Raw genomic sequence first — 22,056 nt, 5'->3', positions numbered from 1 at the left:
ATGCAGTTAAAGCTGCAGCAAGTAAAGATTTGAAGCTTGTGTATTACTTAACAGGTAGGTACCACTTTGTCATTATATAGTCTGGTCCGTTTGTTATTGGATCCTGATGGTATCTCAGAAAAGAATAGCCTTCTCTGAATTCAAGTGAAGTATCTTCAAGTATGTATTGGCTAATGCGTATAGTGATGTCTTTGAAATAGGCATATGGGGCGCAAAACTGAAATACAGCGAACTTTCCCCCCTTGTATTTAGTATTGAAAATGTCTGCAGGTACAGTAAATGAAGCTGGCTGAATAGTAGCATCAAACCTGCATTTCTCTTTGCCGGTAACATTGGGGCATTCGTGGATTGTTCCCCAAAACTCAATGTCTTTATATTGAATTGTAGATTGTGTTAGAAACTCTTTTGCCGGTTTCCAACAATCAAAAAATGTATTGTCAAAATAGTTGCAGATACTTGGGAAGGAGAGCGCTTGCCAATCGGATTTTCTTTCAATGTGATACTCAAGTGAGATGTATTCCTGGGGTAAGGCACTGAGATCTCGATTAAACATCTTTTGTTTTCGAAACTCTCTAGGCGAGCATCCCATTAATTGATGGAATGCTTTAGAGAAGGCTGCATCATTCGAGTAGCCTACTAACTCTTTAACTTGTGATATAGGTTGGTCGGTTAAACTAAGTAAGAAGGCTGCTGTCTCGATTCGTTTTGTTTTAATATAGTTACCTACAGAATCACCGGTTCTTTCTTTGATCAGGCGATGCAAGTGAAAACTGGAATAACCGGCATACTTCGCCAGCCGGTCTAAAGACAGGTTGCCGGCAAGGTGTTGTTGAATATACTGCAAGACTTCATTAATTACTGTAGGCGCAATAGCGGTTTCCATTCGTTTAACTTTCGTATACGAAATTCCAGTATTAAGATTAATCAAACTTTGCCAATCTTGCTATGACGCTGCGAAATTTTAATTAAAACAAAATGGCCCTGCATTGAGCAGGGCCATTTTGTTTTAATATACTTAGACGGTTATGCTTGTTCTGCATACATTTCTGTAGGCAAGCAAACACATATCAGGTTACGGTCACCTACTGTGTTATTGACACGGGTAACTGTAGGCCAGAATTTATTGGCTTTAATAGAATCCAATGGGAAGGCTGCCATTGTACGAGTATATGGCTTTGTCCACTCATCGTTGCAGATTTGAGCCATAGTGTGAGGCGCATTCTTTAAAGGATTATCTTTTTTATCCAGTCCTCCATTTTCTATCATGTCAATCTCGCGACGGATACTTAACATGGCTTCACAGAAACGATCCAATTCAGCTTTGTCCTCACTTTCGGTAGGCTCTACCATGATTGTTCCTGGTACAGGGAATGATAAAGTAGGAGCATGGAAGCCATAATCCATCAAACGCTTAGCAACATCTTCTGCTTCAATTTCTGCTGTCTTTTTTAATGGACGCAGGTCAATGATAAACTCGTGTGCACAAGCATGGTGATGGTTTGTGTACAGAATCTCATACTGGTCCTTTAAGCGCGCTAACATGTAGTTGGCGTTTAAAATAGCATATTCGGTAGCCTTACGAACACCTTGTGCTCCCAACATACGGATGTAAGCATAAGAGATCAGTAGGATAGAGGCTGATCCATATTGTGCAGCACTTACAGCACCATGTGCTTTAAAATTGCTAGACTGCCCATTATTAAATACTACGTGTCCGGGTAAGTGTTTAGCCAAGTGCTCTTTTACGCAAATTGGACCCATGCCAGGACCGCCACCACCGTGAGGAATAGCAAATGTCTTATGAAGATTCAAGTGGCATACATCAGCACCAATCAAACCAGGAGCAGTTAAGCCTACCTGGGCATTCATATTGGCACCATCCATATAAACCTGTCCACCGTGGCTATGAACGATCTCTGTAATCTCAGTTACTGATTCTTCATACACACCGTAAGTAGATGGGTAGGTGATCATGATACCGGCTAAATTGGCTGAATGTTCCTGTGCTTTAGCCTTTAGATCCTCTACATCGATGTAGCCATTCTCCAGCGCTTTTACTACCACTACTTTCATTCCAACCATTACTGCAGAGGCTGGGTTGGTACCATGTGCAGAAATAGGGATCAGCATTACATTACGATGCGCTTCACCATTAGCTTCATGGAAACCTTTAATAGCTAGCAAACCAGCATATTCACCCTGTGCACCACTGTTTGGTTGCAAACTACAGGCATCAAACTGTGTGATCTCGCACAGGTATTTGCTAAGTTCATTTACTACATATGTATACCCTTCTGTCTGAGCAACAGGGGCAAAAGGATGGATCTTGCTCCAATGTGACCAGCTTAATGGCATCATTTCGCTGGCAGCATTCAGTTTCATGGTACAGCTTCCCAAAGGAATCATACCATGTACAAGAGAGTAATCTTTGCTTTCCAGGAAGCGGATATAGCGCATCATCTGTGTTTCGCTATGGTGCGTGTTGAATACAGGATGCGTTAAGAAATCTGATGTTCTTGTTAATGCAGATGGGATGATATCTAAACCACCTTCATGCTCAATTTGGTAAGCAACCGGATCAACATCATTTACAAAAGAGTTAATGACATCAAACAGGTCAGAAGGTGTTGTTGTCTCGTCTAAAGAAATACCGATGTGTTGGTTGTCAAAGTAGCGGAAGTTCAATTGCTGACGCTCTGCTTTTTGACGGTAAGTCGTTACATCGTCAACCTTTACGACGATTGTATCGAAGAAGAATTCTTTTGTAATAGTGTAGCCACGCTCTTCCAGTGCATTAGCTAAAGTCTGGGTTAACAGTGCTATACGTTTAGCAATGTTGCGTAAACCGTTAGAGCCATGAAACACTGCATACATAGCCGCCATATTGGCCAATAAGGCTTGTGCAGTACAGATGTTTGATGTAGCTTTTTCACGCTTGATGTGTTGTTCACGTGTTTGTAAAGCCATACGTAAAGCACGGTTTCCTTGAGAGTCTACACTAACACCAATAATACGGCCTGGGATACTGCGTTTAAAATCATCTTTAGCAGCAAAAAAAGCAGCGTGTGGACCACCATAACCTAATGGTACACCAAAGCGCTGAGCTGAACCTAATGCAACATCAGCACCTAACTCGCCAGGAGGGGTTAAAAGCGTAAGTGCCAACAAATCAGTCGCCATTGCTACAAAACCGCCAATGCCATGAACTTTATTGATGAAATCGCGATAATCTTCAATTGAGCCCTTATCGTTCGGATATTGCACCAATGCCCCAAAGTAGGTGTTATCCAGGGTGGCCTTTTTATAGTCACCAAACACTACCTCAATACCTACAGGCTGAGCACGGGTGATCACAACATCTTTTGTTTGAGGGAAGGTATCCTCGTCAACAAAGAATTTGGGGCGACCAATATGATTAATGTCTTTATTCAGGGTATTAAAGAACATAGTCATGGCCTCTGCCGCTGCTGTTCCTTCATCCAATAAAGAGGCATTGGCAATTGGTAAGCCTGTCAGATCACTAACCATAGTTTGGTAGTTAAGCAAACTTTCCAAACGGCCTTGAGAGATCTCTGCCTGATACGGCGTATACTGTGTATACCAGGCTGGGTTTTCAAAAATGTTACGTAAGATAACAGAAGGTGTTATCGTATCGTAATAACCTTGACCAATGTAAGTCTTGAATACCTTGTTCTTTAAAGAGACTTCTTTAATGTGTTGTAAGTACTCAAACTCGCTCATCGGGGAAGGCAAGTTTAAGTCTTCTTGCATGCGAATACCGGCAGGCACAGTTTTTTCCATCAGCTCATCCAAATCGCTAACGCCAACAGCTTTAAGCATCTGGGCTGTTTCGTTTTCGTTGGGGCCGATGTGACGAGGTTGAAACTCAGTTGATTGTGCTTCAAAAAGGCTCATGGGATTGATTTAGAAGCCGCAAAGGTACGGCCTTTTATTACACGTTTAAAACCGGTTAAATACTAGAAATGTTAAGGCTGGATAAGATGTGAAATACGTGTTTTGTTTAAGCATTTGCCCGCATTAATCAAGCATTTTAACCATTCGTAACCATTAGGATGAAATTGCATCCCTTTGTATTACATTTAGATACAAATCCACTCCTTGGAAATGTAGAGGTAATCCACCCCTAAATACAGCCCTTCTCAGTATGAAAAAATATTTACTATTAGGATTCCTGCTAGCGTGTGTTTTTGTTTACGGGCAAAATACTCAAAGCAAGCCCAGAAAATACCCTAGTTTATTATGGGAAATAACAGGCAAAGGGCTTACTAAACCTTCCTACCTCTTTGGAACGATGCATGTTAGTAGCAAATTGGCCTTTCACCTGTCGGATTCTTTTTACTTAGGCATTCGTAAAGCAGATGTTGTAGCATTGGAAACAAATCCTGAAACCTGGCAAAAGGAATTGCGGAAATATGATCATTTAGAGGATGCTTATAGGGACATGTACTCAGACGGCCGCTACGAGTTGCTTCCTCAAGACTATTTGCATATGCGGACGTTGCAGGTTAATAGATATGAAAGTCTAATTGAACGAGCACTATCCAGCCGCCCTGTTATCATTAATAATCTTTTATACCGTAGTCATTCCGATGAGGCTAGTGATTTTGAAGAAGACACTTATTTAGACCTGCATATTTTTCAAACAGGAAAAAGATGGGGCAAAAGGGTATGTAGTGTTGAGAATTTTGATGAAAGCATGCGATTAACTACAGAGGCGTATGTTGATGGTATGAAGGATGATAAAAGAAAAACACAGTATGAATACAATCCAGATTATTCCTATGATAAGCTTGAAACCGCCTATCGTACAGGCAATTTGGATCTATTAGACACTATAAACCAAATCAATCAACAGTCGGCCGCTTTTACTGAAAAGTTTTTGTACAAGCGGAATGAGATACAAGCAGCATCTATTGATTCCATTTTAAAAACAAAAGCCACCTTATTTGTTGGCGTTGGCGCAGCCCATTTGCCTGGACAACGCGGCGTAATAGAGTTGCTTCGAAATATGGGTTATCAATTGAGGCCAGTGAAAATGGGTGAAAGGAATAGCCATTTTAAGGAAGAAGTGGATAAGGTGAAAGTGGCTGTGCAGGTAAAGAAACAGGTGGCTGATGATGGCTTCTTTCAAGTAGACATGCCTGGTGAACTGTTTGCCAATAACTCTCAACTAGCTATCAGACAATTTCAATATGCCGATATGGCAAATGGAAGTTATTATATGATAAGCCGTATTCCAACTAATGCTTTTTTATGGAGTGCGTCAATTGCTGATGTAACTAGACAAGTTGATAGTTTGTTATATGAAAATATTCCTGGGAAAATACTAACAAAGAAAGATATTGTGCGCAATGGTTATCCAGGGTTTGATATAGTGAATAAAACCAGAAGGGGTGATTTACAACGGAATGCAATATTTATAACGCCTTTTGAAGTATTGATATTTAAAGTAAGTGGAACAGGCGAGTATGTAAAATCGGCATTGGAAGTGAATCGCTTTTTTAATAGCATCGAGTTAAAAGACTATTCTACTAGCTGGAGGCCATTTATGCCAGCTTATGGTGGTTTTGAAGCTACTATGCCTCATGATCCTTATATCGACAATATCAATGATTCCTGGTATTTTTCGGCTGCTGATAAGAAGAGCGGTAATAGTTTTCAAATTCAGCGTACAGATATACATAATTATGATTTTGCCGAAGAGGATGGCTTTGATCTAAACTTAATGGAGGAAAGCTTTTCTTCTTCTGAATTTATAGATGAAACTGTTAGTCGCAAGTTTTCAACGCAATATGGCTATCCAGCTTTGGATGTACAATACAGGCATAAAGATGGGAGCGTATCGCTGGTGAAATATTTAATTAAAGGCCCCCATTACTATACGATAATAGCCCATGGTAAAAAAATCGATGAACAAATGAAGCAATTTCTGTCTTCATTTTCTATCAAACCATTCCTTTATAAGGAATGTAAAGTACAAACGGATACAAGTTTGCATTTCAAAGTATCAGTTCCATTTTCAATAGCAGAAGAGAAAACGCCAACTCCTTCTTTTGATGTAAGACAATTGTACAGAACGGCTTATAGGAGTGCAGACGAAGCCTTGGTAGACAATGGGCAGTTTAAAGAAAAGGTAATACAGAATGACTCCACAGGCGAACGTGTCTATGTGGCTTTTTATAATGCCCCTTTTTACTATTATGAGGCTGACAGCGTAAAATTAAAGTCGGCAGATTTAACAGCCATGCAAGAAGGCTGGATAGTGCGTAGCGAAAAGAAATATGAACTTCCGAATGCTATGAAGGTGCGGGAGTATGTATTTACTGATACCAATAGCAGCAGAGCACTTTGGTGCAAGCAATTTTTAAAGCAGGGGCTATGGTATATGGTCGCTGCAGAAACAGATACAGCTGCCCAGCAAAGTTTGTTTCTAACACAATTCTTCCAAACTTTTCGTCCGTCCGACACCATACAGACAATTGATCCATTTGTAAAGAAATCATCGCAGTTTTTTGATGACTATTTCAGTGCAGATAGCATTCGCCACAAAAAGGCATTAATGAATGTTAGCGCTATGACATTTGATGCTAACGATCTGGATCAATTGAAAAAGGCAATGGGGATGTTAGGCTGGAAAGAGAAGAATTATCTAAATACCAAAAAAGAGTTTATTGGACAACTAGGATTGCTCACAGGCAAAGCGGTAAGTGACTACTTGAAACAACTTTATATGGCTGCAGGTGACACTCTGGAATTACAACATGCAATTCTAGAGAGCTTGCTTACTCAACAAACTGTTTACTCTTATTCTACATTCACAAATATTATTCTCAATGAACCACCGGTGTTAAAAATAGAGACTTCGGATTATGATGATTATAATCCTAGTTATTACATTAAAAACACTCGTAGAAATAAAATTACGGTCTCTGGCTATCCAGATAAAGTTGACGGGGCTTTCTTGAAAAATCTTTCCGACTCTTTACAGCTGACGGCCGGGATATTTAAAGACCTGTTGCCATTAATCAATATAAATGATTATGAAAAGCCAATGACGCAGTTGATGCAACTATTGATTGACAGTAATTATTTAAAGGCTGAGGAATACGACATCTATTTTGTAAAGTTTATGATGGAGGCTAAACAGGTTTGGAAAAAACAAAGTATAGGTGAGAAAAGCAAATCGATAGAGGCGGCGCAATTACAGGAAGATGGTGATAATGGAGATAAGGCCGCTGATTTTAACAATAAAGGAAACGACCAACTTAATTTATATGCCACGCTGTTAATTCCTTTTTGGGATAAATATGCTTCTGTTCCTGCTTTTATGCAGCAACTACTTTCCAGTAATGATCTTCAATTAAAATACAATACAATGTTGCTGCTGTTGCGGCATCATAGACAAGTGCCGGATACATTGGTTCACTACTTTGCATCTCGCGATGATTACCGGTATGAACTGTATAATGACCTCCATAAAGTAGATATGTATTCGTTATTCCCTAAAACATTTGAAAGTGTTGAGCAGTTAGCAAAGGCGAAGTTGATGGCTTCTAATAAATATCAAAGGGTAGATACCTTGCAACTTCTAGATAAAATTTATGTTGAGCATTTTGGAGAAAAGGGTTATATCTACATGTACGAGTATAAAAATCAGAAGGACGATGCTAATTGGAAGATAGCAACCGTAGGTTTAGTTCCTGCCGCAGGCAATTATGTTGAAATAGTACCTGTAATTGGTTCAAAGTATACGGATGAAGATTTTGATTTTACTGGATACTCTGCTATCAAAATTGATGATGATAAGCCATTAGTCTCTCAATTACAAAAACTGGTGCAGCAAATGCTCAATGCTAAACGGAAAAGTGCAGCGGAATTTTATGAAACAGACACCGACTATATGCAAAGCTTATTTAGGCGTCACTAATAGGCCTTTACTTTAGGAATGGCTGCTAAAAGGCGCTGCGTATACTCCGATTGTGGATGATGGTAAACATCTTCAGCATTTCCTGTTTCAATGATCTGGCCTTTGTTCATTACCATTATTCTATCACTCATATAGCGAACTACAGAAAGATCGTGAGATATAAATAGCATGGTAAGTCCCAGGTCTTTTTTCAAATCGTTTAGCAGATTGAGTACTTGCGCCTGTACACTTACATCAAGTGCCGAAACAGATTCATCACAAACCAGAAAAGTAGGGTTTAATGCTAATGCGCGTGCTATTACTATACGTTGCCGTTGGCCACCCGAAAACTCATGTGGATAGCGGCGTGCTACCGCTGATGGTAGGTTTACCCGATCCAGCAATTCGGCTACACGTTTCTGTTGTTCCTTTTTATTGGGTTCTAAGCCGGTAACTGCCATGGGTTCTGCCAGCGCAGCACCAATCGTTAGGCGCGGGTTCAGAGAAGAATAGGGGTCTTGGAATACTAGTTGTACCTGCTGACGGAGGTCTTTTAATTGTTGTTTGGTCAGCTTGGTGATGTCTGTGCCATCGTAAGTAATTTGGCCAGAAGTTGGATCTATTAAACGTAATAGTGTACGGCCTAGTGTCGTTTTGCCACAGCCGCTTTCGCCTACCAATCCTACTGTTTCTCCTTTCTTAATATCTAAGCTTACATGATCTACAGCCGTATAATAACGGGTTACCTTGCCAAACAGGTTGGTGTGTGTGGGAAACTGTACTAATAGGTTTTTAACCGATACTAATACTTCATCAGCTTGTTTTTTAGCTTCTTTCTCTTGTTTATTTTCTGATACGATCTTATTTTCTAAAAAGTCGCTTACGATAGGTAGTCGCTCACCTTTTGGATGTAAAGCAGGCCGGCAGGCGATCAATGCTTTGGTATATGGGTGTTTTGCCGAGGTGAAAATGTCTTTTGTCTTTCCTTGTTCTACCAGGTCGCCTTTGTAAAGAATAGCTACGCGGTCGGCAATTTCTGCCACTACACCTAAATCATGGGTGATGAAAATTACTCCCATGTTTTGTTCCTGCTGTAACTCTTTGATCAATTCCAGGATCGTCTTTTGTACTGTTACATCCAGTGCAGTAGTAGGTTCATCACAAATCAATAATGAAGGCTCACAGCACATGGCCATAGCAATCATTACCCGCTGTTTTTGGCCTCCACTAAGCTGGTGTGGATAGCGGTGATACATGGCCTCAGGGTTGGGCAATTTAACTTTAGCAAACCACTCAATTACCTTTTGCTTGGCTGCTTCTTTTGTAAGTTGCTTGTGTTGCAGGAGCGCTTCTGCCACTTGCTTGCCACATGTCATCACAGGGTTTAGCGAAGTCATGGGCTCTTGGAAGATCATGGCAATTTTGTGTCCTCTCAAGGCCTGTAATTCTTTTTGCTGCAGCTTTAAAATGTCAATGCTATTCTCCTTTTCTGTAAATAAAATAGTGCCACTTGTATATCGTACCGGTGGTGCAGGTATTAATTGTAAAATGGATAAAGAGGTAACAGATTTGCCAGAGCCTGATTCGCCTACCAGGGCTACAATTTCACCGCGATTAACAGAAAGCGAAAGGTTCTTAACAGCGTGAGTTGTTCCGCTCTCAGAAAAAAAGTCAATGGACAGATCTATTATTTGTAACAGTGGCTGCATGCGCCACAATTTACAATTTAATTAATGTTGTTTGCACGGCAAGGACCTGAAAGTACTTGAATAGAAGCTCCTTTGGGTGGAGTAGGATATAAAGCTTTACAATTGGCGCAACTTTCTGTATCAGAATTTTTTATTTGGAAATAAAATTCGTCCCCTTCTTTTAGTGTAGCGGGGAAAGAGCATATATTATCTAAGCGAAACACATTTTGATGGATTAGCCCAGTAGAAGGATTGACCCAGGATGAATTCAATAAGTCTGAAGACATGTTCCCTTCTAGCAATTTAATAGTAATGTTTTTACAGAGCCCTATTATTTCTACGCGGCCTTTAAAGCAGTTTGCGGGAGCATTGATGCCATTAGTATTGTTTTTGTTGCAGGCAGTAAGAATAGTAAATAAAGTACTAACAAGAATAAATGCTAAAAGTCTTTTTTTCATAATGTCTGTTTAATGGCCTTGACAGTGGCCACAAAACAGACGTTGCATATAATGGAAAATTAAAATACTGCTTATTTGTTTTTTAAACACTAAAATTATTAACTACTTGCGGCAAGGTTCAGTAATAACCTTTATCGCATTCTTTGCAGTAGGCACAGGCCGAAAGGCTTGGCAAACTGCGCAGTTTTGAACATCAGTGCCAGTCAATGTGAAATAGAACTCTTCACCTTCTTTAAGGTCTGGAAAATTACACTTACTAGCTAACGCAAATACATTCTCATACGTCTTGCCAGAAGCATCGTCTTTCCAACTCTTTTCAACTTCTAATGCAGGATTTTTTCCCTCAATTACTTTGATCACATAATTCATGCACAGCCCTTTAATTTCTAGTCGGCCTTTAAAGCAGGTGTCAGTAGTTTTTTTATGGCAGGTAGCCGAACTAAGAATAAAAGCGGCAAGAATAACCAGTGGTGTAAATAGTTTTTTCATAAATGACATAAAATTAAAAACGCAAATGCCTAACGGTTAGACCTCCATTAATCAATTGTTTCAACGAATCAATTCCAATTTTTAAATGGCGTTCTACAAACGTTTCGGTTACTTTTTTATCACTTTCCTCGGTTTTTACACCTTCAGGTGTCATGGGGGAGTCGCTCACTAACAATAACGCACCTGTAGGAATTTTATTATAGAAGCCAACCGAGAATATAGTAGCTGTTTCCATGTCAATGGCATAAGCACGTATATTTTGCAGGTACTCTTTAAATTCCTCATCGTGTTCCCAAACCCGTCTGTTAGTGGTGTATACTGTACCCGTCCAATAGTCTACTTCATAATCGCGGATCGTAGTGGAAATTGCTTTTTGTAAGGCGAATGCTGGTAGCGCTGGAACTTCAGCAGGGAAGTAGTCATTGGAGGTACCCTCACCTCTGATGGCTGCAATGGGAAGAATTAAGTCGCCTAGCTTATTACGTTTTTTTAGGCCTCCACATTTTCCTAAAAATAGTACAGCTTCCGGTTCAATAGCCGTTAGTAAATCCATTATGGTTGCTGCAGTAGGCGAGCCCATACCAAAGTTAATGATGGTAATTCCGTTGGCAGTTGCACACTGCATGGGTTTGTCAATACCTGTAATCGTTGCACCTGTCCACTCTGAGAATAAACGCACATAATTACTAAAATTGGTTAGAAGAATGTATTTACCAAAATCTTCCAATGCCTTTCCGGTGTAGCGGGGTAGCCAGTTTTTTACGATGTCTTCTTTTGTTTTCATTTGTCGATGATTTTGATGTGAGGTATACTAACGAGCACAAGCCTTTAAAATCTATGCCTGAAGTGGTAAGTGTACGCTTGCGATGTATTAGCAATCGTGTGAAACGATCTACAAAAATAATCATTAGGTTTGAAGCATGATACCCGTACAGTTTCCTGAGCCTCAATTTAACTTAAAAAAAGAGGGTGATAGGAGTTATATATTTTGTTTGATAAGGAAACAATGGCTGCTCTTAACCGAAGAAGAGTGGGTACGGCAGAACTTTATCAATTACCTGATTTCGGTTGTTAACTATCCGGCTTCACTCATAGCAGTAGAAAAGGAATTGTTACTAAATGGTATGAAAAAGCGGTTTGACATCCTGGTATATAACACCAGCCATCAACCGTGGCTTTTGGTGGAATGCAAAGCGCCACATGTTTCACTATCTGAAGATGTCTTACAACAGGCGTTGCGCTATAACATCAGTGTTCCTGTTTTATATATTATTATCACCAATGGTACTAACACGTTAGGTTGGTCGAACGCTGCCGGCAATTTGACACTGTTAAATCAATTGCCTTCACATGCTTGACTAAATGAGGCTGCCAATTACTAGAAATATAAAAAGATGGGGTGGTATTAATTAAAAAAGAGAGACCAATACCGTTTCCAATAAAGTAAGGCGTATTTAGTAGATAGTTGGCAGTTGACAGATAGCAGTTGACATAGGGCAGTTGACAGGGTGCTACTGTCCCCTGTCAATCATCCTCAGTCATCAAATAGGCGTACTGAATAGTTTAATTTGGTATAATACCACTTTGTTGTAAAATGCTCACTGTACTCGGTCAGATTGGCTATGAATAATTATATTTTCTTATTTGTTGACAAATAGGTGGGTCTTAAGAGGAAAAGCTATTCCCAAGCTAGGGCCAAGTTATGTTCCATTTTTTGGTTATGTTTTAGAAAATGCTTGAGTAAACTACCTTCAGTTTTAAATCAAGATTAGACTAAAGCGTAGATATAACATGGAATATCATTTTTTAAGCCGTTTATCTGGCTACAAAAGAAAAACGCCCTGTAATAAACAGGGCGTTTGTATATAAGATATGAGTTATATCTATTATGGGAAAATACCCAATTCAGCGTAAGAAGTACCTACTTTGTTGATTGCAACAACAAAAGCAGCTGTACGCATATCAGGGATTTGTGGGTTGCGTTTCCACTCGTCCATGATTTCGCGGGTAGCAGTGATCATGGTTTCTTCCAGACCGCTGTATACCAGATCCACTTCATCAGGTCCATGAATGATAAACTCGCGTTCTCTGTCAATTACTTTTTTGCCAGTTAATTCTTCGATCTGACCAACGATATGGTTGTTCATGTTCTCCGTAAAGCGTTTCTCCATACGACCATAGCGCACGTGGCTCAGGTTCTTTAACCATTCGAAGTAAGAAACAGTTACACCACCAGCATTCAGGTACATATCAGGAACTACCAGCGTACCTTTTGTGATGAAGTGTTCATCAGCTTCCGGAGTTAAAGGACCGTTAGCGCCTTCACCAATAACCTTAGCTTTAATGCGTGGAGCGTTTTCTCCATTGATAACGTTTTCTAACGCAGCAGGGATAAGGATATCGCAATCGTACTCTAAAGCATCCGTATTCTTAGCAAAGTTGGTAGCACCATCAAAGTTCAGGATAGAACCTGTCATTTTACGGTGTTGGAATACCGCATCTACATCTAAACCTTTATCATCGTTGTAGATTGCACCTTCGTATTCTGCAAGAGCAACAATCTTAGCTCCAGCATTCTGGAAGAATTTAGCAGCGTGATAACCTACGTTACCCAAACCTTGCACAATAATGCGCTTACCTTCTAAACCAGTAGTAAGGCCTAATTTGCCCATTACATCTGGCATGCTACATACCTCACGAATACCGTAGAAGATACCAAGACCAGTTGCTTCTCTACGTCCACGTACACCACCTTGAGTTACTGGCTTACCGGTAACACAACCAGCAGCATCAATTTCTCCCGGGCGTAAGCTTTGATAGGTATCTACGATCCAAGCCATTTCACGCTCACCTGTTCCGTAATCAGGAGCAGGAACGTCAGTGCCAGGTCCAATAAAGTTTTTCTTAACCAGTTCAGCTGTATAACGACGTGTGATTTTCTCTAACTCGTATACAGAATATTTCTTTGGGGAAATTTTTAAACCACCTTTACCGCCACCAAAAGGAACGTTTACAATAGCGCATTTATAGGTCATTAATGCAGCCAGTGCCATTACTTCATCCTGGTTTACTTCAGCGGCAAAGCGAATACCACCTTTACAAGGTGTTTTGTGATGAGAGTGTTGTACGCGGTACGCTTCAATAACCTCAATACGGCCATCGTCCATACGTACAGGGAACTTCATTTGGTAAACGGAGTTACATTCTTTGATTTGTTCTAAAACACCTGGATCCCATTTTGTAAACTTAGCAGCCTTGTCAAAGCTTTTGATCACGCTTTGAAAGAAGCTATAGTCTGTATTTGCTGACATAAGCGATCGTTTATTTATTAAAATGATTATGTTTTTCTTCCTTTTCTAGTTTCGTAATCTTTCGATCTAGGCGAACTAGGTAAAAAATAATTCCGGCAAAGATGGTAAGGATTATAGCAACAACCACATAAATTTTGCCCTCTTTTCGCATGGTGTCGGCCATGTCTATGGTAGTATCTTGAGCAAAAGCCAATAAGTTTAATAACAGGCCGGTGATTAAAAACAGAAATTTTGGCTTCATGAATTCAATAGAGTTTTTTCTTTAATCAATTGTAAACGCACCTTTAGCGTAGCGATCCATACGCCTAATAAGGTCCATCCAAGGATTGCCGGGTAAAACACCAGACGCATATTGGGTGCTAATTCCCTAAAGTTCAGACCCGGATTTCCTTCGCTTCCTTGGCCTCCCGGATGTAAACTAGGCAGCAAGCGGGGGATGATCCAGATAGATGGAAATAAAAAGGCAAAGGCAAAGATGTTGTAAACAGAACTGATCCTTGCTTTTTTATCAATATCACTAATGGAATCACGTAATACCAAGTAAGCAAAATAGATGAGCAGTGCAATTCCGGCCCCAATAAGCTTGGGCTCACGGGCGATAGCACCAAATGACTCATAAGCTGCTTTATTAGGATCTACCCAGGTATAAGAGGCCCAAATGGCCCCAGTTAAATAACCTAAAAGACCGAAAACAATACCTACAACGGCATATTGCCGGGATAGGATATCAGAGCGTAGGTCATTGTTGCGTAAATACTTTATGGCATGCACTACTGAAATGGTAAACAAGATCATCATACTAAACCACATACATACGTGGAAGTATAAATTGCGAATGGTCTCATTTAAAATGCGGATGCGTGGGACATCAAAAATGGAAAGGCTAAATACATTTAAACCTGCGGTAAATGTATATACCAGCAATGCTATACAGACTATTTTCCACCACCATTTATTCATAATCGGATTGTGTAACGGGTGGTTACATTATTTTATCGGTTGCAAAAATAAGGGGAAAGTAATTAGTTGATTCGGGAATATCCCAATTAGCTAATGTTTAAGAATGTCTTTTCTTGATTAAATGCCATTTGTTGGCTTCTTAAACGTTACAATAATCACCTAACTATTGATTAATTAGTCTTTCCACAAGAAAGGGTAAAGAATGTTGGCTAAAAGGATAACCAAGACATCCATTACTATGAGCATCAATACAGGTGTCGTAGGGATCGTGGCTGTAGTACTAAAAGCTGATGCGGATATTTTCATCAACATTACCAACTGAGGGATAATGAGGGGAAAGCCTAAAATAGCCATAATGGCTGCATTCTGTTGAGCTTTGGCAGCTATGGCCGCTAAAAAGCTAAATACTAGGCTGAGGCTCCAGCCGCCCAAAAAAACCAGTCCAATGAAGGGAAGTACTTTTTCGGCTGGATTGGAAAAGAAAAGGGTAAACAAAGCTAGACTTAAGATGCTCATTATCAGCATCAAAAGAGAGTTGAACAATAGTTTGGCTAATACAAAATGTTGCGGACTTACTATTGATTGAAAATAAAGCATGCGAGACCGGCTTTCCTGTAAAAAGCTTTTTGCAACCGCATTTATACAGATAAATAACTGTATGATCCAGAATAAGCCATTCCAAACGCGGCTTTCTGGTTCGTCTATAGCCAGGAATAATACAAAAATGGTTGATCCTATATATAATAATATACCATAGAAACTGTACTGTTGACGAACTTCCAGTAATAAGTCCTTTTTAAAAAGGGTCAGTATTTTATTGATAGTCTAAATTTTTTTTCGAAGGTAGCTCACAAATGTATTTTGCTAAGTGCTAAATCTTTATTTTGACAACATAAATCAGAAGTATGAAACAAACCCGGACCGTATTTTTAATGACCTCGCTCTTTTTATTGATTTTATGGAGTGGCTGTTCTGAAAATAAGAATGCAGCTACGGCTAACTTTCAGTTTAACCTGCAAAAAGGGAAAGCTTACGATTATGTTATGGATTTTGATATGAAGCAGGAAATGTCCGGGCAGAATGTTAATACTAACATGAAGAGCGATTATGTAATGGAGGTTATTGAGGATGATGGAAATATAAAAACGCTAAAAACTACCTATAAGCGTTTTGCAATGAATATAGCTATGGCCGATAAGATCATTAAAGCCGACTCAGATGCACCAGATACGGTTGCTTCTGGCGAAATTTCTGATCCAAGTCAATTGATGGCAGCGATGTTTGGAGCTTTAAAAGGAAAAAGCTTCCTTATTAAAGTAGATAAAGAAGGAAAGGTAACTGAGGTGTCGGGCCTTCAGCAGATAGCTGATGCTATGGTTGGTAGTATTAAAGTAAAGGAAGAAATGAAGCCTATGGTTCGTCAGGCTTTTACACAACAATTCAATGAAGAAAATATCAAAGAGTTGTTTAGTCAATCCTTCAATATTTTTCCCAATAAGCCTGTGAAAGTGGGAGATAGCTGGGAAAAGAAACTGTCTGGAACCAGCTTGATGCCTATGGATATGACCACTACTTATACCGTAAAATCAATTCAAGGGAATTTTGTAATGTTAGATGCAAAGTCAGATATGAAGTTTACCAGTGGTGCTAATTTAACGGGCGAACAAATAGGTAAAATGAAGGTGAATGCTAAAACCGGGTTGGTTGAGACCGCTGTTTATGAGCAGAAGATGGATGGACAGATGAAGATGACGACCAAAGCAACAGTCACGGGTAAAGAAAGATCTTAATTCAGTAACAAAGGCCTCCGAAGAGGCCTTTATAAATTTTTTAATTGCTAGTTTGTATTAATCAAGAGCGCTACCTAAGGTGTAGCAGCGGCGGCAGCGAGGTTCGTAAACATCTTTTTCACCCAGCATGATACGGTCTTCGTTGGGTATTTTGCGATACGAATAATTAGCGATATTGCCACAACGCATACAGATAGCGTGCAGCTTTGTAATATAATCAGCTTTAGCTAGTAGGGCAGGCATTTGCCCAAATGGCTTGGCCAGATAGTCCATGTCTAATCCAGCGACGATAACACGCACCCCTCTACAGGCTAATTCATCGCAAACGTAGGGGAGTTGATCATCAAAGAACTGGGCTTCATCAATTCCTACTACATCTACATCTTGCGCTAACAATAAGATCTTCTGAGAGTTGTCAATGGGGGTAGAATGGATTTGATTTTCATCGTGCGAAACAATCTTTACTTCATCATACCGTATATCAATAGCCGGTTTGAAGATTTCAACCTTTAGGTTAGCAATCTTTGCTCTTTTTAGGCGACGTATCAACTCTTCTGTTTTGCCTGAAAACATAGAGCCGCAAATGACTTCTATCCATCCGCCGCATTCTCCTTTTATGTGAGGTTCAATAAACATTCGTTTGCAGTTAGCGTTAATTTAAAAATTTTACAAAGTGTTTGTACTTTTGCCAGCTCGTTATTCGTTATCAATCATCCCATTTTTAAAAGCCGTCAAAAGTACCATAATCCCATGGATCGTGTTCACGTCTTAATAGAGAAGTTATTAACACAGAAAGCTGCCAATGAAACCCCTGCACAATTGCAGGTAACCGTGCTATTACTGCATGAGGAGTTGCGACGCCTGCAACAGGAGTCTTATATTGGTACTAGTAAAAAGGTTGCCGTTGTTTTGCCTACAGTGGCTCGCAACGTTACTGTTGAAAAAGAAAGTGCGGTTTTGCAAACTGAAGAAGTGATTCAGCCAGTGAAAGTTGTGCCTGTTGCACCAGTGGTAGAGCCTAAAGAGGAAAAGCCCATGTTCCGTCAGCCTAGCTTTTTTGATGAACCAGAAGCGGTTTCCGTCATAAAAGAAGAGCCAGTGCAAGCTGTAGACGTTCAGCCAGAATCCGTTAAAGAGCCTTATTTCTTAAAGAAACCTGATTTTGTTCCACATGAGCCAGTAAAAGAGGAGCGTCAAGAACAGCCGCAATATCATACCCTATTACCATTTGATGTAATGGATGAAATACCTACATTCTCGCAGCAGCAGCAACCGTCTCGCGAGGTTCATGAGGTTATTGGCGGTAAAGAAGCATCTCTTAATGACAAGCTAAAACAGGAGAAAACGGATTTAGCCAATGCATTAAAAGATACACCCATCAAAGATTTAAGGAAGGGTATTGGTGTAAATGATAAGTTTCTTTTTATCAATGAACTATTCCGTGGTGATGAAGGCCTTTATGAGCGTAGTATAAAAACGATCAACGCCTTTAATATTTTACCAGAAGCGGAATACTGGATCAACCGTGAGTTGAAGATCAAATTGGGTTGGAACGATGATAAAGAAGTGGTTCAATACTTCTATCAGCTTGTGAAAAGACGTTTTTCCTGAATATAATTTAGAATTGTTTCTGTAGCACCTTTCTGTTCCTGTACATAATCTTGAGCAGAAAGGCTGCTTTTTTTATTAACTCCTCATCTTCCAATAATGCTTTTAGTGTTTGAGTGAGTTCAGCTGCATTTGTTACAGTGTAAGCTGCTTTTTGTTGGATTAGATCCCTAGCTTCTTTGAACTTTTGGTAATTGGGTCCAAATAATACAGGTTTTCCCCATACTGCGGGCTCAAGTGTATTATGGATACCGCTTTTATTAAAGCCTCCACCAATGTATGTTATATCTGCGTAATAATATAGGCGTGAAAGCATACCCACGTTGTCGATAATCAGAACCTGATATTGGCATACCTCTTTTTTTTCTGCTTCTGAATATTTGACTGCATTGGGGAAAAGTTTCAACAAGTCATCGACATGGGCAGCATTTATCTCGTGAGGTGCTATGATAGCCTTAAGATGGTTCTGGTTTGCCAACGCTTCTTGAATCATTTTTTCATCATCAGACCAAGTGCTACCTGCAACCAAAACTTTAGCATCTGCGATAAAACTCTCTATGTGTGTTACTTCTGTAAAGTTTTTGGCAATAGCGGCTACACGGTCAAATCGGGTGTCGCCACTAACGGTACTATTTAAAATGCCAATAGACTGAAGCCGCTCTTTAGAAGACGCATCCTGAACAAATAGGTGAGAGAAAAAAGTGAGTATTTTTCTATGAAGGCCTCCATACCATTTAAAAAATGGTTGGCTTTCTCTGAAAATAGCAGAAACTAGCAATAGGGGGATATTTCGATTGGCTATAGTTTTTAAATAGTGATACCAATAATCATATTTAATAAAGATTACCAGTTGTGGTTGAACGATATCTAAAAATTGTTTAGAGTTTTTTGGTGTATCTAGTGGTAAATAGCAAATAGCATCGGCATGTTTGTATTTTTTCCCCGCTGCGTAACCAGAGGGAGAAAAGAAGGATACAAGAATTTTATGGCGCGTATACGTTTGCTTTAATTGTTCAATAACTGGTTTTCCTTGCTCAAATTCGCCGGCAGAAGCACAATGCACCCAAATCCAGGGGTGATCTTGATTAATTTGATTGGAAAGGGTAGTCGCCCAGTTTTTTCGGCCAGCAACCCATTCATGGGCTTTAGGGTTCCAAGAAGCAACTAGGCGCACTGCCCAGGAATAAAGCGTAATAAAGATGTTATAAAAGATAAGCACAATCTATTATTTGAGGAGGCTATGCCGCAAATGTAGCAAGCCTAGTTTGTTTCGTTTCATATTTGCTACTTTTGCGCAGCCAAAAATTATTTACATGCGACCAATACAGATGGTTGATTTAAAGCAACAGTATAGAAAGATTAAAGAGGAAGTGGATGCTGCGGTAATAAATGTGCTTGAAAGTAGTGCCTTTATTAATGGTCCGCAGGTTCAAAGTTTTGCTACAGCTTTAGCCCAATATAATGGTGTGCAACACGTGATCCCTTGTGCAAATGGTACCGATGCCCTGCAAATTTCAATGATGGCATTAGGTTTGCAACCGGGGGATGAAGTGATTACGCCGTCCTTTACTTATATAGCTACTACAGAAGTAATTGCCCTTTTACGTTTGACGCCGGTATTTGTAGATGTGGACCCGCAAACGTTTTGTATGGATGCAGCCGCTTTACAAAAAGCCATCACACCCAAAACAAAGGCTATTGTTCCTGTACATCTTTATGGGCAGGCGGCTAACATGGAGGAGATTTTGAAAATAGCAGAAGCACATAATTTATTTGTAATAGAAGATAATGCCCAGGCTATAGGAAGTGATTACTATTTTTCTGATGGTACAACTAAAAAAACGGGTTCGTTAGGTACTTGTAGCGGAACCTCTTTTTTCCCGTCAAAAAATTTAGGCTGTTATGGAGATGGTGGCGCTATTTTGACAAATGATGATGCATTGGCCGCTCAATTACGTATGGTTGCTAATCATGGACAAAGTAAGCGTTACTATCATGATGTAGTAGGGTGTAATAGTCGGTTAGATACTATTCAAGCAGCAATACTAGAAATAAAGTTGCGTTACCTTGATTCCTATATAGATGCACGTAGAAAGGTGGCAGATGGTTATGACGCTGCATTTGCTGGTCATCCAAAAATAACAACACCATTCCGCGCCCCATATTGTAAACATGTGTTTCATCAATATACGCTTTTACTAGAGGGGGTAGATAGAAACGGATTGGTTGATCATTTAGCTAGTCAAGGTATACCATCTATGATCTATTATCCTGTGCCAGCACATCGCCAACAAATGTTTGCTTCATTTGGAGCCGATGCTACTAATCTGCCAGTCACAGACTGGTTGACCGAACGAGTAGTTTCCCTTCCTATTCATACAGAGATGGAAGAGGGTCAACTGCAGTACATTACAAAAAGTGTTTTAGACTATATTCGCTAGCGATGGTCTATCTGACGCTTCTTATTAAAAATAAAAAGCCAATAAACCTCAAGGGGAAACCAGAACAATTAAACCCTTACACGAAATATCATTTATGTACCAAGAATTACTGGAAAAGAAAGAAAAGTTAGCCGTAATTGGATTAGGTTATGTAGGACTTCCTATTGCCTTAGAATTTGCCAAAAAGCTTTCTGTTATTGGTTTTGATATCAATGAGAAGCGCATAGAGTTGATGAAGCAGGGCATTGACCCTAGCAATGAGTTGGAAAAGGAAGCTTTTGAAGGGTGTGATATCACCTTTACCAATTCACTTGACGTACTACGTGAAGCAAAATTCTTTATTGTAGCAGTACCAACTCCTGTTGATGATCATAATGTGCCTGATTTGAACCCTGTTAAAAGAGCTTCAGAAACAATAGGGAAGGTGATTAAGAAAGGTGACTATGTAGTGTTTGAATCGACTGTATATCCAGGATGTACAGAGGAGGATTGCTTACCTATCATTGAAAAGCTGTCTGGTTTAAGAATGAAGACAGATTTCAAATTGGGTTACTCTCCAGAGCGTATCAATCCAGGTGATAAGAAACATACATTAGCATCAATTGTAAAAGTAGTTTCTGGTTGTGACGCTGAATCTTTAGATATAATTGCGAAGGTTTATGAAGTGGTTGTGAAAGCAGGTGTTCACAAAGCTTCATCTATTAAGGTAGCTGAGGCTGCTAAAATTATTGAGAATACGCAGCGTGATTTGAATATTGCATTGATGAACGAGTTGTCGATCATCTTTGACAAAATGGGAATTAATACCTATGAAGTATTAGAAGCAGCTGGTACCAAATGGAACTTCTTGAAGTTTTCTCCAGGTTTAGTTGGAGGCCATTGTATAGGTGTGGATCCTTACTACTTAACGTATAAGGCTAGTGAGCTAGGGTATAATTCTCGTGTAATTCTAGCTGGTCGTTATATCAATGATAATATGTCGCTGTACTTAGCTCGCAAAGTGGTACAACATATAATTAAAAATGTAAGCGATGTGAAATCAGCAAGAGTGCTGGTAATGGGTGCTACATTCAAAGAGAATGTTAGTGATATCCGTAACTCAAAAGTGGCTGATGTAGTAAGAGAGTTGCAGTCCTTCTTCTTAAATGTAGATGTAGTAGATCCATATGCTGATTCAGAAGAGTTGAAGCATGAGTATGGTTTTGGTTTGACAGAAAAAGCACATGGTGAATATGATGCAGTTATTGTAAGTGTTTGTCATGAACCTTACGCTGAATTAGATGATACAGACTTTGCAACACTTACAAAACCACATGCCTTAGTTGCTGATTTAAAAGGTACCTATCGTAATAAATTAAAATCCAGACAATACTGGAGTTTCTAA

General features: G+C 39.6%; 18 protein-coding genes. 6 read left to right on the top strand and 12 right to left on the bottom strand.

Features of this window, described 5'->3' with window-relative positions; genetic code table 11:
• Positions 1-43: 43 nt before the first annotated feature.
• Both SY85_RS06955 and gcvP read right to left on the bottom strand, forming a co-directional pair.
• Complete coding sequence (locus SY85_RS06955) at positions 44-883, bottom strand: AraC family transcriptional regulator (RefSeq protein ID WP_066402825.1); 840 nt, start codon at positions 881-883, stop codon at positions 44-46.
• A gap of 140 nt (positions 884-1,023) precedes the next feature.
• Positions 1,024-3,915, bottom strand: coding sequence for an aminomethyl-transferring glycine dehydrogenase (gene gcvP / locus SY85_RS06950; RefSeq protein ID WP_066402824.1), 2,892 nt, complete (start codon positions 3,913-3,915; stop codon positions 1,024-1,026).
• A 250-nt stretch (positions 3,916-4,165) separates the two neighbouring features.
• Here gcvP and SY85_RS06945 point away from each other — a divergent pair, with 250 nt between their 5' ends.
• Positions 4,166-7,948: a TraB/GumN family protein gene (locus tag SY85_RS06945; RefSeq protein WP_066402823.1), complete on the top strand. Its 3,783-nt coding sequence runs from the start codon at positions 4,166-4,168 to the stop codon at positions 7,946-7,948.
• Here SY85_RS06945 and SY85_RS06940 read toward each other — a convergent pair.
• The 4 genes from SY85_RS06940 to SY85_RS06925 form a co-directional block, all read right to left on the bottom strand.
• Positions 7,945-9,636, bottom strand: a complete 1,692-nt coding sequence (locus SY85_RS06940; RefSeq protein WP_066402820.1) for an ABC transporter ATP-binding protein — start codon at positions 9,634-9,636, stop codon at positions 7,945-7,947. The genes SY85_RS06945 and SY85_RS06940 overlap by 4 nt on opposite strands.
• A gap of 17 nt (positions 9,637-9,653) precedes the next feature.
• Positions 9,654-10,073: a hypothetical protein gene (locus SY85_RS06935; protein ID WP_066402817.1), complete on the bottom strand. Its 420-nt coding sequence runs from the start codon at positions 10,071-10,073 to the stop codon at positions 9,654-9,656.
• Positions 10,074-10,175: 102 nt separating this feature from the next.
• Positions 10,176-10,562: a hypothetical protein gene (locus SY85_RS06930; protein WP_066402815.1), complete on the bottom strand. Its 387-nt coding sequence runs from the start codon at positions 10,560-10,562 to the stop codon at positions 10,176-10,178.
• Between the two features lie 13 nt (positions 10,563-10,575).
• Positions 10,576-11,346, bottom strand: a complete 771-nt coding sequence (locus tag SY85_RS06925; protein WP_066402812.1) for an AMP nucleosidase — start codon at positions 11,344-11,346, stop codon at positions 10,576-10,578.
• A 208-nt stretch (positions 11,347-11,554) separates the two neighbouring features.
• Here SY85_RS06925 and SY85_RS06920 point away from each other — a divergent pair, with 208 nt between their 5' ends.
• Complete coding sequence (locus SY85_RS06920; RefSeq protein ID WP_226999033.1) at positions 11,555-11,920, top strand: type I restriction enzyme HsdR N-terminal domain-containing protein; 366 nt, start codon at positions 11,555-11,557, stop codon at positions 11,918-11,920.
• 528 nt (positions 11,921-12,448) lie between these two features.
• Here the strand turns inward: SY85_RS06920 and SY85_RS06915 are convergent.
• From SY85_RS06915 to SY85_RS06900, 4 genes are all read right to left on the bottom strand, one after another.
• Positions 12,449-13,873 (bottom strand): Glu/Leu/Phe/Val family dehydrogenase, encoded by a 1,425-nt coding sequence (locus tag SY85_RS06915; protein WP_066402802.1) that lies wholly within the window; start codon positions 13,871-13,873, stop codon positions 12,449-12,451.
• A 10-nt stretch (positions 13,874-13,883) separates the two neighbouring features.
• The gene (locus tag SY85_RS06910; protein ID WP_066402800.1) at positions 13,884-14,114 is read right to left on the bottom strand and encodes a CcmD family protein; all 231 of its coding nucleotides are present in this window, start codon (positions 14,112-14,114) and stop codon (positions 13,884-13,886) included.
• Entirely contained in the window at positions 14,111-14,833 is a 723-nt protein-coding gene (ccsA, locus tag SY85_RS06905; RefSeq protein ID WP_066402798.1) for a cytochrome c biogenesis protein CcsA, read from the bottom strand. The genes SY85_RS06910 and ccsA overlap by 4 nt, the downstream gene beginning before the upstream one ends.
• 174 nt (positions 14,834-15,007) lie before the next feature.
• Positions 15,008-15,643, bottom strand: coding sequence for a heme exporter protein CcmB (locus SY85_RS06900; RefSeq protein WP_071890953.1), 636 nt, complete (start codon positions 15,641-15,643; stop codon positions 15,008-15,010).
• A gap of 95 nt (positions 15,644-15,738) precedes the next feature.
• Here SY85_RS06900 and SY85_RS06895 point away from each other — a divergent pair, with 95 nt between their 5' ends.
• Positions 15,739-16,623: a DUF6263 family protein gene (locus SY85_RS06895; protein ID WP_066402796.1), complete on the top strand. Its 885-nt coding sequence runs from the start codon at positions 15,739-15,741 to the stop codon at positions 16,621-16,623.
• 57 nt (positions 16,624-16,680) lie between these two features.
• Here the strand turns inward: SY85_RS06895 and SY85_RS06890 are convergent, their stop codons facing one another.
• On the bottom strand, positions 16,681-17,259 hold the full coding sequence (locus SY85_RS06890) for a thymidine kinase (protein ID WP_066402795.1): 579 nt from the start codon (positions 17,257-17,259) through the stop codon (positions 16,681-16,683).
• A gap of 114 nt (positions 17,260-17,373) precedes the next feature.
• Here SY85_RS06890 and SY85_RS06885 point away from each other — a divergent pair, with 114 nt between their 5' ends.
• Complete coding sequence (locus tag SY85_RS06885) at positions 17,374-18,234, top strand: hypothetical protein (RefSeq protein WP_066402792.1); 861 nt, start codon at positions 17,374-17,376, stop codon at positions 18,232-18,234.
• A gap of 7 nt (positions 18,235-18,241) precedes the next feature.
• On the opposite strand, the gene SY85_RS06880 is transcribed toward SY85_RS06885, so the two are convergent.
• On the bottom strand, positions 18,242-19,450 hold the full coding sequence (locus SY85_RS06880) for a 3-deoxy-D-manno-octulosonic acid transferase (RefSeq protein WP_158512943.1): 1,209 nt from the start codon (positions 19,448-19,450) through the stop codon (positions 18,242-18,244).
• Between the two features lie 94 nt (positions 19,451-19,544).
• Between SY85_RS06880 and SY85_RS06875 the strand changes: the two genes are divergently transcribed.
• Positions 19,545-20,672 carry a DegT/DnrJ/EryC1/StrS family aminotransferase gene (locus SY85_RS06875; RefSeq protein ID WP_066402790.1) on the top strand — a complete coding sequence of 376 codons (1,128 nt, stop codon included), beginning with the start codon at positions 19,545-19,547 and terminating at the stop codon, positions 20,670-20,672.
• A 94-nt stretch (positions 20,673-20,766) separates the two neighbouring features.
• On the top strand, positions 20,767-22,056 hold the full coding sequence (locus tag SY85_RS06870) for a nucleotide sugar dehydrogenase (protein WP_066402786.1): 1,290 nt from the start codon (positions 20,767-20,769) through the stop codon (positions 22,054-22,056).

The organism is Flavisolibacter tropicus, from assembly GCF_001644645.1.
Classification (GTDB): Bacteria; Bacteroidota; Bacteroidia; order Chitinophagales; family Chitinophagaceae; genus Flavisolibacter; species Flavisolibacter tropicus.
This window is presented reverse-complemented; position numbering and strand designations above follow the sequence as displayed.